Source organism: Achromobacter spanius, from assembly GCF_029637605.1.
GTDB lineage: Bacteria > Pseudomonadota > Gammaproteobacteria > Burkholderiales > Burkholderiaceae_B > Achromobacter > Achromobacter spanius_E.
This window is the reverse complement of sequence record NZ_CP121261.1, coordinates 5,487,783-5,502,196: the sequence shown is the minus strand read 5'-3', so window position 1 is coordinate 5,502,196 and position 14,414 is coordinate 5,487,783. Positions and strand designations below refer to the sequence as shown.

General features: G+C 65.4%; 10 protein-coding genes. 5 read left to right on the top strand and 5 right to left on the bottom strand.

The window, feature by feature from the left end:
* The first annotated feature begins 171 nt into the window (after positions 1-171).
* Complete coding sequence (locus P8T11_RS24490) at positions 172-1,131, top strand: LysR family transcriptional regulator (RefSeq protein WP_268079621.1); 960 nt, start codon at positions 172-174, stop codon at positions 1,129-1,131.
* An 84-nt stretch (positions 1,132-1,215) separates the two neighbouring features.
* Here P8T11_RS24490 and P8T11_RS24485 read toward each other — a convergent pair whose 3' ends face one another.
* The 4 genes from P8T11_RS24485 to P8T11_RS24470 all read right to left on the bottom strand — a co-directional run bounded on the left by P8T11_RS24485 (position 1,216) and on the right by P8T11_RS24470 (position 3,913).
* Positions 1,216-1,344 (bottom strand): hypothetical protein, encoded by a 129-nt coding sequence (locus tag P8T11_RS24485; RefSeq protein WP_006226408.1) that lies wholly within the window; start codon positions 1,342-1,344, stop codon positions 1,216-1,218.
* 188 nt (positions 1,345-1,532) lie between these two features.
* The gene (locus tag P8T11_RS24480; RefSeq protein WP_268079622.1) at positions 1,533-2,465 is read right to left on the bottom strand and encodes a sugar kinase; all 933 of its coding nucleotides are present in this window, start codon (positions 2,463-2,465) and stop codon (positions 1,533-1,535) included.
* Complete coding sequence (locus tag P8T11_RS24475) at positions 2,458-3,105, bottom strand: bifunctional 4-hydroxy-2-oxoglutarate aldolase/2-dehydro-3-deoxy-phosphogluconate aldolase (RefSeq protein ID WP_268079623.1); 648 nt, start codon at positions 3,103-3,105, stop codon at positions 2,458-2,460. The genes P8T11_RS24480 and P8T11_RS24475 overlap by 8 nt, the downstream gene beginning before the upstream one ends.
* A 22-nt stretch (positions 3,106-3,127) precedes the next feature.
* Positions 3,128-3,913, bottom strand: coding sequence for an IclR family transcriptional regulator (locus tag P8T11_RS24470; RefSeq protein ID WP_268079624.1), 786 nt, complete (start codon positions 3,911-3,913; stop codon positions 3,128-3,130).
* A gap of 252 nt (positions 3,914-4,165) precedes the next feature.
* On the opposite strand from P8T11_RS24470, the gene uvrA reads away from it, so the two are divergent.
* From uvrA to P8T11_RS24455, 3 genes are all read left to right on the top strand, one after another.
* Positions 4,166-9,952, top strand: coding sequence for an excinuclease ABC subunit UvrA (uvrA, locus tag P8T11_RS24465; protein WP_268079625.1), 5,787 nt, complete (start codon positions 4,166-4,168; stop codon positions 9,950-9,952).
* A gap of 5 nt (positions 9,953-9,957) precedes the next feature.
* Complete coding sequence (locus P8T11_RS24460; RefSeq protein ID WP_268079626.1) at positions 9,958-11,094, top strand: aminodeoxychorismate synthase component I; 1,137 nt, start codon at positions 9,958-9,960, stop codon at positions 11,092-11,094.
* A gap of 324 nt (positions 11,095-11,418) precedes the next feature.
* Complete coding sequence (locus P8T11_RS24455) at positions 11,419-12,051, top strand: aminotransferase class IV family protein (RefSeq protein WP_268079627.1); 633 nt, start codon at positions 11,419-11,421, stop codon at positions 12,049-12,051.
* A gap of 79 nt (positions 12,052-12,130) precedes the next feature.
* Here P8T11_RS24455 and P8T11_RS24450 read toward each other — a convergent pair whose 3' ends face one another.
* Positions 12,131-13,063, bottom strand: coding sequence for a LysR family transcriptional regulator (locus tag P8T11_RS24450; protein WP_268079628.1), 933 nt, complete (start codon positions 13,061-13,063; stop codon positions 12,131-12,133).
* Positions 13,064-13,173: 110 nt separating this feature from the next.
* On the opposite strand from P8T11_RS24450, the gene P8T11_RS24445 reads away from it, so the two are divergent.
* Entirely contained in the window at positions 13,174-14,412 is a 1,239-nt protein-coding gene (locus tag P8T11_RS24445) for an aromatic ring-hydroxylating dioxygenase subunit alpha (protein WP_268079629.1), read from the top strand.
* The last annotated feature ends 2 nt before the right edge of the window (positions 14,413-14,414 follow it).

Below are 14,414 nucleotides of genomic sequence, written 5' to 3'. Positions count from 1 at the left end.
TCTTTTCGCCTGAAGTGTAGGGGATATGCCCACCCGAACCGATGCCATCGCATGCAAATTTGCAATCAAATCTGTCAACCCGTGGATTTTTTGGGCGCTATTCGCGCTTTTTTTGCATGGGGAGGCGGGCGGGAGTGGCGTAAACTCGTGCGGCCAAAAACCGGAATGCCTATGGAAGCTTCGACCGTCCAGCTCAATGACATCGCCTTGTTCGTAGAGGTTGCCAAGCGCAAGAGCTTCAGCCTGGCGGCGCGCGCGCTGGATATGCCCACGTCCACGCTATCGCGGCGCATCAGCGAACTGGAACGCGCCATCGGGCTGCGGCTGATCAACCGCAACACGCGCCGGCTGGACCTGACTGAAGCTGGCGCGGCCTATATGCAGCGCTGCCAGGGGCTGATCGACGAAGCACGGCTGGCGCATGAACAACTGCTGTCGCTGTCGGGCGGCCCGTCGGGCAACCTGCGCGTGTCCATGCCTTTCAGCCTGGCCATCTGGCTGCTGCCCGAAACCATCAAGGACTTCACTGACCGCTACCCGGACGTGGAATGTGAATTTGATCTGAGCATGATGACCGCGTCCGACGCGCAAGGCACGCCGTTTGACGTAGTGCTGCGCTTTGGCCGCGACTCGGACTTTTCCAGCGCCGCGATGGACACGGGCAATGGCGGCGGCGCCGGGCGTCCGGCGGGCGCCGTGGTGCAGGAACTGGTGTCGCTGGACAACTACCTGTATGCGTCCGACCGCTACCTGGAACGCCACGGCGAACCCAAGACCCCGGGCGAACTGACGCAGCACCAGTGCCTGCGCACCACCATCGACGACGCCCATTCGCACTGGACGCTGCACAACGGCACCGTCAGCGAAGTGGTGGCGGTCAACGGCCATCTGGCGGCCAACAACATGAGCATCGCCGGCATGCTTGCCGGGCTGGACCTGGCCATTACGCGCATGCCGCACTGCCAGGCGCTGGACCCTATCATCAAGCGCAACTCGCTCAAGCGGGTGCTGCCGGGCTGGTCCGTGGACCCGATCTCGATTTACGTGGTGTTCCCGTCCAGCATCCAACCCGCGAAGACGCGCGCGTTCATGGACTTCATCACCCCGAAGCTGGGGCCGGCGGGCGGTTGACGCGAAACGCCCCAGCGTTTCCACAAAGAAAAATCCCCGCAAGGCGCGAGCCCTGCGGGGATTTTTCAAAACCAGGAGCGTTGATTAGACGCGCTTGATCTTTTCCAGCATCTTGAAAACACCCTTGGGCGACTTGACGAACAAGCGCTTGAAGGCCTTGCCCAGGCAACGGCGTTCCAGGGTGTTACGACGCACGCGTTTGCGTTCAGCCATGTTGATTCTCCTGTTGATTTTGCGGAAGTAAAGTCACCGCACAACCTGAAAACCTGGCTGGCGGAAAAATTCGGATAACTTGGCATTTTAGCCTGAAATTCAAAGGCTGCGCCAATGGCAGGGGAAAAGGACCATCAGCGGCGGAACTTAATCTGTCCCCGCTATGCCCCTCCCCCGCTGAACGTCGTTCAGCCGCCCAGGGATTTCAGCCGTTCCCAAACCTGCTCCGCACGCGGCAGCGGGTCGACCGCGCCATAGCCCAGCGTGGACAGCGCCGCCGCGGCGTTCGCGTAACGCACCGCGTCTTCCCAGTTGTCGCCCTGGCAGCGCCGAGCCAGCAGGCTGCCCGCGAAGCAGTCGCCCGCCCCGGTGGCATCCACCGCGTCCACGCGCAGGGCCGCCACCGGAGTGCGGGTCTTGCCGTCGTCGATGATGGAACCGTCCTTGCCCAGTTTCAGCACGACCACACCGGTTGCACCGCCGTCGCGGATCCAGTCCAGCGTGCGTTCGGGGTCGTTGTTGCCGGTCAGGTGCTGCATGTCGTCCATGCTGGGCAGGAACAGGTCGGCCTGGCGCATGGTTTCGCGCAGAATGGCGCGGGCGCGATCAACCGGCCACAAGCGCAGTCGCAGATTGGAATCCAGGCTGACCTGCGTTTGCGCGGCGTGGGCCCGTTCAATGGCGGCGAATACCGTGTCGCAGGCATTGGTGCTGATCGCCAGGCTGATGCCGGACACGTGCAGGAAGTGGCTGCGCTCGATCAGCCCGCTTTGCAGCAGCGCCGGCGTCATCAGGCTGGCGGCCGAGCCCCGGCGCAGGTAGCTGAAGGCGTGGCCGTCTGGTCCGTGCTGCACGAAATACAGGCCGGTGTGGGCGTCGTCATCGCTTTGCACGCCCGAGGTATCCACCCCTTCGGTTTTCCACAGATCCAGGAATTGCGCGCCGAAGGCGTCGTTGCCGACTCGCGTCAGATAGGCGCAGCGCGCGCCCTGGCGGGCCGCCGCGATGACGGCGTTGGACGTATCGCCGCCAAAGCCTTGCAGGTACTGTTGCTGGCCCTTGTGAGTCTGGTTCAGTTCAACCAGCGGCTCGCCCAGCGCGACGATGTCGAAGTCAGCCATGGGCGGCCTCGCGGGTGCGGGTGATTTGCGCCACCAGGGCGGCGGTGTCGCGCGCGGCGAACGCGGCCTTGTCATACAGATTGCTGCCGATGCCCACCAGCCCGGCGCCGGCCGCGAAATACGTGCCCATGTTGTCCTGCGTGATGCCGCCCGTGGGGCAGAAGATGGTGTCGGGGTAAACCGACTTGAGCGCGGCCAGATGCTTGGGGCCGCCGGTGTCGGCCGGAAACACCTTCACCACGTCCACGCCCGCGCGGCGAGCCGCCAGCACTTCGGTGGGCGTGAAGGCGCCCAGCAGGCACAGGGCATCGGCGGCATGGGCCAGGTCGACGATGTCGGTGGCCAGGGCGGGAGACACCAGGAAGTCGGCGCCGGCCACCAGCGCGTCGCGCGCCTGGTTTTCGTCCAATACCGTGCCCACGCCCAGCAACAGGTTGGGGCCGTGCTTGTCGCGCAGCGCGCGCACCAGGTCGGTCACCCCGGGAATCGTCCAGGTCAGTTCCAAGGTGGTGCACCCCGCCGCCACGGCCACTTCGGCGGCATAGGCGGCGGTGGCGGCGTCGGTATAGCGCAGCACGGGCACGACCCGGGCTGCCAGCAGGGCGGAAAGCTTGGATGCGAGGGGAGCGGATGCAGTCATGGAATTCCTCTGGGGCTGACGGTCAGGCGCCGCCGGCTGACACCGGCAAGACGGCAAGTTTGGCCACGGCGGCATCGCGCAGCCGCAGCAAGGGATCGATATAGGCGGATTGCGGCTCGGGCTGCCGCCGGAACAGCAGCGTGCTGACGCTGACGCCCGCCACCGGCCGGCCGGCCGCGTCACACAGCGCCACGCCATAGCAGACGATACCGGGTTCATTTTCCTGGTCATCCATGGCGTAGCCACGGCCGCGCGCTTCGTCCAGCACGGCGCGCAAGGCAGGCAGGCTGGTAACGGTGCCAGGCATGCGCGCCGGCAGCGGCAGGCCGCGCAGCAGGCGTTCTCGGGTGGCCTCATCCAGCGCGGCCAGATACGCCTTGCCAACCGCACTGGAATGCAAGGCCACCGACGAGCCCACGCGCGACACCATGCGCACCGGACCGGGGCTTTCAAGCTTGTCGATATAGATCATTTCGTGGCCGGCCGGCACGGCCAGATGCACGGTTTCGCCGGTGGCGTCGCGCAGCGCCTGCAGGTCGGGCGCCAAGGCGGCGCGCAGGTCGAATTGCGACCATGCGCGGCTGGCCAGAGACATCAGGCGCGTGCCCAGGCGATAGACGCCGCCCGACTCGGTAAGCATGCCCTGCTCGGCAAGCGCGGCCACGATGCGGTAGACGGTGGGACGCGGATAGCCGCAAGTGCGCGCGAGCAGCGCGGCCGTGGGCGGCTCGGGCGCATCGGCCACGGCTTGCAGCACCGCCATGAATTTCGCAAACGCCGCGGCACCCGCGACCTTGGTTTCCAACAAGTTCGTCCCCAAAACAAGACCCATGCGTGATGACAAAGCGCCATCCACAGAATCCGCAGAATTTGCAAGGCTGACAGCACGAATATCAGACGAATCTGCGATACTGTTTATTTGTACAGCTACACTGCCTAAACTTGTCCATATTATGGACAAACGCCTCACAATATAGGCAATTATTCCATATCGCCGCGCTTGGAACCAGCGAAGGGTTATCGCTCGGGCAGGCGCCTACCTCAGGCTACGATACCGTCCATGAGCTCCCAAATCCGCATTGTTGGCGCACGCCAGAACAACCTCAAGAACCTGGACCTTACCCTTGCCACCGGCGAACTGGTCGTTGTGACCGGCGTGTCGGGATCCGGCAAAAGCTCGCTGGCGTTCGACACGCTGTACGCCGAGGGGCAGCGGCGCTACGTGGAAACCTTCTCGCCCTATGCGCGCCAGTTCCTGGACCGCATGGACAAGCCGCAGGTCGACCGCATCGAAGGCATCCTGCCCGCCATCGCCATTGACCAGACCAACCCGGTGCGCAGCTCGCGCAGCACAGTCGGCACAATGACCGAGCTGAACGACCACCTGAAATTGCTGTTCGCGCGCGGTGCCCGCCTGTATTGCCGGGGTTGCGGCAAGGTGGTCAGGCGCGATACGCCCGACTCCATCTACCACTCGCTGGCCGAACGCGCCGCCGTAGCCGGCGACCCGCGTCTGGTGGTGACCTTTCCCATTGCCGTGCCCGCCAACTTCACCGAAGACGAAGTGCGCGGCTTTCTTGAGCAGCAGGGCTATACCCGCGTGCACGCCGAGGAAACCGCCGTGCCCCGCGCCACCGTCGCCAAGCCGGCGAAAGGCGCCAAGAAGGCCAAGGCCGCCAAGGACGCCGGCGAAGAACGCCGCATCCTGCACGTCATCCAGGACCGCTTCCGCTTTGCCGGCACGGAACGCGAGCGCGTCATGGAAGCGCTGGACACCGCGCTGCGCATGGGCGCCGGGCACCTGGCCGTCTACGTCGTGAACGCCGACGGCGACAACGCGCACATCTGGAAATACAGCGACCGCCTGCACTGCGCCGACTGCAACATCGAATACACCGACCCGCTGCCCAGCAGCTTCTCGTTCAATTCCCCGCTGGGCGCCTGCGAAGCGTGCCGGGGTTTTGGCCGCGTGATCGGCATCGACTTCGGCCTGGTCATCCCCGACGAAAACAAGACCTTGATGGAAGGCGCCATCAAGCCGTGGACCACGCCGTCCTACAAGGAATGCCAGGACGAACTGCAAAAGTACGCGCCGCGCGCGGGCGTGCCGCTGGGCGTGCCCTGGAAAAGCCTGAGCGAAGAACACAAGCGCTGGGTGCTGTACGGCACGCCCGACTGGAAGGGAGGCAACGACGCCTGGAAGCACCAGTGGTACGGCGTGCAGCGCTTCTTTGACTGGCTGGAAACCAAGGCCTACAAGATGCACGTGCGCGTGCTGCTGTCCAAGTACCGCAGCTACACGCCCTGCCCCACCTGCAACGGCGCGCGCCTGAAACCTGACGCGCTGCTGTGGCGCCTGGGCACGAAAGAAGAAGCCGACACCGTGCTGCCGCCCGAAGACGGTCGCTATCAGCGCTTCATGCCCGTCGGCGCCAACTGGTCGCGCGACCAACTCAACAACATCGGCGGCCTGTCTATCCATGACGTGATGCTGCTGCCCATTGAACGGGTGCGGCGTTTCTTTGACGAATTGTCGTTCTCGGGCGCGCTGGACGCGGCCACCGACCTGCTCATGACCGAGGTGCGCGCGCGCCTGAAGTTCCTGTGCGACGTGGGCCTGGGTTATTTGACGCTGGACCGCCAGAGCCGCACGCTGTCGGGCGGCGAAGTGCAGCGCATCAACCTGACCACCGCGCTGGGCACTTCGCTGGTGAACACGCTGTTCGTGCTGGACGAGCCGTCCATCGGCCTGCACCCGCGCGACATGCACCGCGTGGTCGAAGTCATGCACCGCTTGCGCAACGCCGGCAACACGCTCGTGGTGGTCGAGCACGACCCGCAGGTCATGGTGGCGGCCGATCGCATCATCGACATCGGCCCCGGCCCCGGCGAACGCGGCGGCTACATCGTGTTTGACGGCACGCCCAAGCAACTGCGCGCGGCTGACACGCTAACGGGCAACTACCTGGGCGGGCGCCAGCGTGTGGAAGCGCCGCGCCCCATGCCGGTGGCGGCAAACACGCCGCGCCTGCTGCTGGAAGGCGTCAACGCGCACAACCTGAAGAACGTGTCGGTGGAGCTGCCGCTGGGCCGGCTGGTCTGCGTGACCGGCGTGTCCGGTTCGGGCAAGTCCACCCTGGTGCAAGACGTGCTGTACCCGGCGCTGTTGAAGCAAAAGGGCAAACCGTCGGAATCGCCCGGCGCGTTCGACCGCCTCTTGGGCGCCGAACAGATTGCCGACGTGGTCATGGTGGACCAGACCCCTATTGGCAAGACCGCGCGCTCGAACCCCGCCAGCTACGTGGGCGCCTTTGACGCCATCCGCAAGCTGTTCGCCCAGGCCCCACTGGCGCGCGAACGCGCCTACACGGCCGGCACATTCAGCTTCAACGGCGGCGACGGCCGCTGCCCCACGTGCGGCGGCACCGGCTTCGAACACGTCGAAATGCAGTTCCTGTCCGACGTCTACCTGCGTTGCCCGGATTGCGACGGCAAGCGCTTCCGCCCCGAAGTGCTGGAAGTGCGTGTTGAACACCTGGGCAAGAGCGCATCCATCGACGAAGTGCTGGCCATGACGGTCAGCGAGGCGCTGGACTTCTTCAAGGGCCTGCGCGACGTGCAGACCGGCCTGGCGCCGCTGGCCGACGTGGGCCTGGAATACGTGCGGCTGGGGCAACCCGTGCCCACGCTGTCCGGTGGCGAGGCCCAACGCCTGAAGCTGGCCGGCCACCTGGCCGAAGCGGCCCGCAGCGGTATTTCCACGGCCAAGGTCGCCAAGAAGGGCAGCCTGTTCCTGTTCGACGAACCCACCACCGGCCTGCACTTTGACGACGTGGCTCGCCTGATGCGCGCCTTCCGCAAGCTGCTAGCCGCCGGCCACACGCTGCTGGTCATCGAACACAACCTGGACGTGATCCGCGCGGCCGACTGGCTGATCGACCTGGGCCCCGAAGGCGGCGACGCCGGCGGCCTGCTGATCGGCGTGGGCACGCCGCAGGACTTGATGGACAACCCCAAGTCGCACACCGGCGCGGCGTTGCGCGACTACGAAGTCAGCATCCTGCCGGCTGACGTGGTGGTCACCAGCGACATCGACGCGCAAGAAGTCGAGCAAGCCGGCCTGACCGCCCGCATCGCCGAACCCTCCGCCGTGTACAACGACACCGAGGCCTCCGGCGCGGGCGACGGCACACCGCTGCAATCCGTGATGCGCGCGCGTCGCCAAGGCAATATGGCGATCGAAATCCGCAACGCGCGCGAGCACAACCTGAAGAACATCAGCGTTGAAATCCCGCACGACAAGTTCACCGTGATCACCGGCGTGTCCGGCTCGGGCAAGTCGACGCTGGCGTTCGACATTCTGTTCAACGAAGGCCAGCGCCGCTATCTGGAATCGCTGAACGCCTACGCGCGCGCCATCGTGCAGCCGGCCGGCAAGCCCGACGTGGACGCCATCTTCGGCATTCCGCCCACCGTGGCCATCGAACAGCGCACCAGCCGTGGGGGCCGCAAGTCCACCGTGGCCACGATGACGGAAATCCACCATTTCCTGCGCCTGCTCTATGTGAAGCTGGGCACGCAGTACTGCCCGGATTGCAACGTGGCCGTTGAGCCGCAGAACACGGACCAGATCGTGGCCCGCCTGCTGCGCGACCACAAGGGCGTGCACATCGGGCTGCTGTCGCCCTTGGTGACCGCGCGCAAGGGCTATTACACGGACCTGGCCAAGTGGGCGGGTTCCAAGGGCCATACGCACTTGCGCGTGGACGGCGAGTTCATTCCCGTGGCCCCGTGGCCGCGCCTGGACCGCTACAAGGAACACACCATTGAACTGCCCGTGGCGGACGTGGTGGTGGACCCGGCCAACGAAGCCGACCTGCGCGCCGCCGTCAAGAGCGCGCTGGAAAACGGCCAGGGCGTGATGTCGGTGGTGTGGCCGGTGAACAAGCTGCACGAAGCGCTGAACAGCGATTTGCAGCAGCAGCATTTTTCGGTCAAGCGCGCGTGCCCGTCTTGCGGTACCAGCTTCCCCGAACCCGATCCGCGCCTGTTCTCGTACAACTCCAAGCACGGTTGGTGCACGGGCTGCTTTGGCACGGGCCTGCAATTGCAAGGCTTTGACGAAGAACAGACCGGCGAGGAAACCGCCTGGAACGCCTGGTATGAAGGCGAAGCCAAGGCCTGCACGCAATGCGACGGGCAGCGGCTGAACCGTGTGGCGCGCGCCGTGCGCTGGCGCGATAAATCCATCGCCGAACTGGCGTCGCTGCCGGTGTCGGACGCGCACACCTTTTTCACCGGACTGGTGGCGCGCGGCCGCGAAGGCGAGATCGCCCGCGACATCCTCACCGAAATCCGCGGCCGCCTGAACTTCATGCAGGAAGTGGGCCTGAACTACCTGGCGCTGGACCGCGCCGCGCCCACGCTGTCCGGTGGCGAAGCGCAGCGCATCCGCCTGGCCGCGCAACTGGGTTCCAACCTGCAAGGCGTGTGCTACGTGCTGGACGAGCCCACCATCGGCCTGCACCCGCGCGACAACCGCATCCTGCTGGACGCGCTGGCGCGCCTGGAAGGCAACGGCAACACGCTGGTGGTGGTGGAACATGACGACGACACCATCCGCCGCGCCTCGCACGTGATCGACATCGGACCGGGCGCGGGCATCCGTGGCGGCCGGGTCGTGGCGCAAGGCACGGTGGAAGACGTGATGAACGCGCCGGAATCCATCACCGGCCGCTATCTGAAGACGCCGCTTGCGCATCCGCTGCAAGGCCGCCGCCCGGTCGAGGCCGACACGCCCATGATCGAGATCCGTGGCGCGCGCCTGCACAACCTGCGCAGCGTGGACGCCAAGATTCCGGTGGGCCGCTTGAGCGTCGTGACCGGCGTGTCCGGTTCCGGCAAGTCCACGCTGGCGCGCGAAGTGCTGCTGGACAACCTGATGCAAGCTGTGTCCCAAGGCAAGGCGCCGGGTTGGGCCGGCTGCGAAAGCATCAAGGGTTGGGAAGCCATCGACCGCGTGCTGGAAGTGGACCAGACCCCCATCGGCAAGACGCCGCGCTCGTGCCCGGCCACCTATGTGGGCTTCTGGGACGACGTGCGCAAGCAGTTCGCTGACACCCGCGAAGCCCGCATGCGCGGCTGGACGGCGGCGCGCTTCTCGTTCAACACCGGCGACGGCCGCTGCCCCATCTGCGAAGGCCAGGGCATGCGCACCATCGAAATGAACTTCCTGCCCGACGTCAAAGTGCCGTGCGATGCCTGCAACGGCGCGCGCTTCAACAGCGACACCCTTAGCGTGCAGATGCGTGGCAAGAACGCCGGCGAGCTGCTGTCCATGGAAGTGGACGACGCTATCGGCTACTTCGCGGCGCATCCGAAAATCCATCGCCCGCTGCAATTGATGCAAGACGTGGGCCTGGGTTACCTGACGCTGGGCCAGCCGTCGCCCACGCTGTCCGGCGGCGAGGCGCAGCGCATCAAGCTGGTGACCGAACTGTCCAAGGCGCGTCTGACCGACGGGCTGATCAAGACCGGCCGCGCCTCGCGCATTCCGCACACGCTCTACGTGCTGGACGAACCGACGGTGGGCTTGTCGATGGCCGACGTTGAAAAGCTGATCCACGTGCTGCATCGCCTGGTGGAAGCCGGCAATACAGTGGTGGTGATCGAGCATAATCTGGACGTCATCGCCGAAGCCGACTGGCTGCTGGACCTGGGCCCCGAAGGCGGCACGGGCGGCGGCCAACTGGTGGCCGAAGGCGCGCCGGAACATGTGATGAGCCTGGCCGACCATTCCCACACCGGGCGCGTCCTGACGGAATTCCTGGCACATCAAGCGCGGTAGCAAGCATGGATTGTCGTTTTGAAGACCGGCTGGCCGGCCGCGCGTTTCGGTTCGAGGGCTTTTGCTCCCGGATCGAAGCGCGCACCGCCGCCGACGTCGCCCCCGCGCTGGCGGCCATCGAGGCCGCGCGGCAACAGGGGCGCTGGGTGGCCCTGTTGCTGAACTATGAACTGGGTGAATGGCTGCTGCCCGAAGCCACGCTGCCCGCGCCGGCCGGCCCCTGGACTCCCCCGCAAGACGACGGCCGCCCCCGGCTGACGGCGCTGGTGTTCGAACGCAAGGTGGACGAAGCGCCCTGGGACGCGCCCGATGCGGCCAGCCCCCCCGCCGCCATCAGCCTGCCCACGCCGCGCATGACCGAGGCCGACTACGTGCGCCAGATCGACGCCATACGCGGACTGATCGAAGAGGGCGAACTGTATCAAGTCAACTACACCCAGCCGCTGGACCTGCAATACCAGGGCGACCCGGCAACCTTGTACCGACGCATTGCCGCGCGCAATCCGGTGGCGCATGGCGCGTTCATTCAAGACGGGGCGCGCACGGTGCTGTCGTTTTCGCCTGAACTATTCGTGCGACGTGAGGGTTCGCGGCTGACGACCCGCCCGATGAAGGGCACCGCGCCGCGCCATGCCGACCCCATCGAAGACGCGCGCCTGGGCCAGGGCTTGCTGGCCAGCGAGAAGAACCGCGCCGAAAACCTGATGATCGTGGATTTGCTGCGTAATGACCTGGGTCGCCTGGCACAGCCGGGTTCGGTCAGGGTGGATGCGTTGTTTTCATTGGAACGCTACCCCACCGTGTGGACCATGACGTCCACGGTCTCCGCCGAGGCGCCGGGGGCCGGGTTGCAAGCGGTGGTGCATGCGCTGTTTCCGTGCGGGTCGATTACCGGCGCCCCGAAGGTCGCCGCGATGCGGAGAATCCGCCAAATGGAAACCGCCCCGCGTGGTCTGTATTGCGGCAGCGTGGGCTGGCTCGCGCCCAATGGCGATTTTTCACTGAACGTCGCGATCCGCACGCTGGTGCTGGATGACCACGGCCACGGTGTGTATAGCGTAGGCGGCGGGATCGTGCATGATTCCGACCCCGCGGAGGAATGGCAGGAATGCCATTGGAAAGCGCGGATTTTGCGGGGGTGAATGGGGGGGGCGACGCATGCCGGCAATCCGCAATCCGCAATCCGCAATCCGCGATCCGCAATCGTAGGATGGGTGAAGCGCGCGATGGTGTGCGCAAGAACGCGAACATCTGCCGCGCGTAACCCATCATGCAACGTCTGTGATGTATCCGGCGCTGCTTGATGGGTTGCGCGCGATCGGCGATGGCGTTCTTGGGGCGGGCGTGCCGCGCTTCACCCATCCTACGACCATGTCCCGCGACCCGCCACGCCCACGCCCCCGCGATCCACCACTCGGTAGTAGCATAGAGCGCGGTCCACAACCGCGATTTTCCAGGAGAGTCCCATGCAACCTGAATTGATCGAGACCATCCTGGTCGATGCCGAACAGCGTGTGCCGCTGCTTGCGCGTCACCTGAAGCGGCTGGAGGCGGCTTGCAAGGATCTGGGTTACGCATGGGCCGGGCGCGCCATTGAAGGCGACATCATGATCGCGGCCATGGGCCTGGTCACGCCGGGCCCGCACCGGCTGCGCCTGCTGGTGGCCCGCGACGGCAGCCGCCACATCCAGACGGCCCCGCTGCCCCCGCTGCCCGCCGTGCAGGAAGTGATGCTGGCGCCTGAAACGCTGCGGTCGTCCGAACCGCTGCTGCGCTACAAGACCACGCACCGGCCCTGGTACACCAAGACCATCGAATGGCTGCCCGCGCATCCCAACATTTTTGATCTGCTCTACCTGAACGAACGCGGCGAGCTGTGTGAAGGCAGCCGCAGCAACGTCTATCTGCTGCTGGACGGCCGCTGGTACACGCCGCCCGTGGCCAGTGGCTGCCTGCCCGGCGTGCAACGCGGCGAACTGCTGGACACCGCCAACGCGAGCGAGCGCGTGCTGACGCTGGCCGACCTGCACGAGGCCAAGGAAATCCGCCTGTCCAACGCGCTGCGCGGCTGGTTCACCGTCACGCTGCGGGAAACCTGACTCCCTCGTCCTGACTCCCTCGTCCTGACATTCACCGTTACGCTGCGCCACACCCGACTCCCCGTCCTGGCGTTCACCGTTACGCTGCGGGAGGCCTCACTCCCCCGTCCTGATCCGCGAACTGTTCCACCACCACCTGACGCAGCCATTGATTGGCGGGCTCGCGGTGGTTGCGCGCATGCCAGAACACATTGATGACCGACTCCGGAATCTTCACCGGACAGGGCGCCGTGGCCAGCCCGAAGGGCGTACAGGCGCAGTCGGCAAAGCGCCGCGGCACCACCGCGATCATGTCGGTGGCTTGCAGCACCGGCCCCACCGCCATGAAGTGCGGCACCGTCAGCCGCAAGCGGCGGCGGATGCCGGCGCGGGCAATCACCTCGTCCACCACCCCATGCCCCGTGCCTTCGGACACGATCGCCACGTGCTCGGCCGCGCGAAACTGCCTGGCCGTCACCCCCGAGCGCGCCAGCGGATGGTCTCGCCGAAAGATGCACACATAGGGCTGGCTGAACAGCTTGCGCTGAAAAAATCCGCTTTGCAGGCCAGGTAGAAAGCCCATGGCCAGATCGATACGGCCGCGTTCCATCTCGTCACGCACGTCGATCGAGGTCGTGCGCACCGTGCGTATCGTGACCCCCGGCGCGGCGGTGTCCAGCGCCCGCATCAAGCGAGGCAGGAAATAGGTTTCGCCCACATCGTTCACGCCAATCACAAACGCCCGTTCGCTGCGCGCCGGGTCGAACACGGCGTGTGCGTTCAGCGTGCCATGCAACGCCCCCAAGGCATCCGCAATGGGTTGCGCCAGCGCTTCGGCATAAGGCGTGGGCACCATTCCGCGCGAGGTACGCAGGAACAATTCATCGCCCAGCAGCTTGCGCAAGCGGCTCAGCGCATTGCTGACGCCGGGTTGCGAGATACCCAGGCTGTGCGCGGCGGCCGACACCCGGCCATGCTTGTGCAGTTCGTTGAAGACGACCAGCAGGTTCAGGTCCACATCTTTCAGGTTCATGCGCTTGTCTCCACCAATATTGATGTTGGTGATTTCTTCTATTGACCAGATTCTATTTATTTATTTCATCGCCTGCCCGATGATGGAGCGATAAAAATAGGAGACAAACCATGCACATCGACCCGCCCTGGCAGAGCGACGGTTCCCACCGTATTCCCTTCGGCGTCTACACCGACGCCGCCTTGCACCAGCGCGAGCTGGAACGCTTCTTCTACCGGGCGCACTGGTGTTACGTCGGCCTGGAAGCTGAAATTCCCAACCCGGGCGACTTCAAGCGCACCGCCGTCGGCGAACGCTCGGTGATTCTGCTGCGCGACCAGTCCGGCCAGGTGCGCGTGGTGGAAAACGTGTGCGCCCATCGCGGCGTGCAGTTCTGCCGTGAACGCGCCGGCAACCGCAGCGAATTCGTCTGCCCCTATCACCAATGGAATTACGACCTGGAAGGCAACCTGATCGGCGTGCCCTTCCGGCGCGGCGTCAAACAAGACGGCAAGGTCAACGGCGGCATGCCGCCCGATTTCAAGACCGAAGACCACGGTCTGACCAAGCTGGCGGTGGCCTGTCGAAACGGCGTGGTGTTCGCCTCGTTCGACCACGACGCCGAGCCGCTGGAAGACTATCTGGGACCAGACATCCTGCACTATTTCGACCGAGTCTTCGATGGCCGTGAACTGGTCATCCATGGCTACAGCCGCCAGCGCATCCCGGGCAACTGGAAGCTGATGCAGGAGAACATCAAGGACCCCTATCACCCCGGCCTGCTGCACACCTGGTTCGTCACCTTCGGCCTGTGGCGCGCGGACAACCGGTCGGAACTGAAGATGGACCGCCATTTCCGCCACGCCGCCATGATTTCCACGCGCGGCCAGGGCGGCAAGGGCAGCGTCACCAGCGGCGTGTCCAGCTTCAAGGAGCAGATGTCGCTGAACGACGACCGTTTCCTGGACATCGTGCCGGAGCCCTGGTGGAACGGACCCACCGCCGTGCTGATGACGCTGTTTCCCAGCGTGATCATCCAGCAGCAGGTCAATTCGCTGTCCACCCGCCACATCCAGCCCGTGGGCCACGACGCCTTCGACTTTGTCTGGACGCACTTCGGCTTTGCCGAGGACACGCCCGAGATGACGCGCCGGCGGCTGCGCCAGGCCAATCTGTTCGGCCCGGCCGGCTTCGTATCGGCGGACGATGGCGAAGTGATCGAGTTTTCGCAATCGGGTTTTGAACAGAAGCCCTGGCATCGCAGCGTGGCGGAGCTGGGCGGCAAGACCGCCGAGAACACCGACCACATGGTGACCGAAACGCTGATACGCGGCATGTATGCGTATTGGCGCCGTGTGATGGAGGCATGACG

Coding starts and splice junctions, on each gene's coding strand:
- P8T11_RS24490 (WP_268079621.1), top strand. CDS start 172: ATGGAAGCTTCGACCGTCCAGCTCAATGACATCGCCTTGTTCGTAGAG.
- P8T11_RS24485 (WP_006226408.1), bottom strand. CDS start 1,344: ATGGCTGAACGCAAACGCGTGCGTCGTAACACCCTGGAACGCCGTTGC.
- P8T11_RS24480 (WP_268079622.1), bottom strand. CDS start 2,465: ATGGCTGACTTCGACATCGTCGCGCTGGGCGAGCCGCTGGTTGAACTG.
- P8T11_RS24475 (WP_268079623.1), bottom strand. CDS start 3,105: ATGACTGCATCCGCTCCCCTCGCATCCAAGCTTTCCGCCCTGCTGGCA.
- uvrA (WP_268079625.1), top strand. CDS start 4,166: ATGAGCTCCCAAATCCGCATTGTTGGCGCACGCCAGAACAACCTCAAG.
- P8T11_RS24460 (WP_268079626.1), top strand. CDS start 9,958: ATGGATTGTCGTTTTGAAGACCGGCTGGCCGGCCGCGCGTTTCGGTTC.
- P8T11_RS24455 (WP_268079627.1), top strand. CDS start 11,419: ATGCAACCTGAATTGATCGAGACCATCCTGGTCGATGCCGAACAGCGT.
- P8T11_RS24450 (WP_268079628.1), bottom strand. CDS start 13,063: ATGAACCTGAAAGATGTGGACCTGAACCTGCTGGTCGTCTTCAACGAA.
- P8T11_RS24445 (WP_268079629.1), top strand. CDS start 13,174: ATGCACATCGACCCGCCCTGGCAGAGCGACGGTTCCCACCGTATTCCC.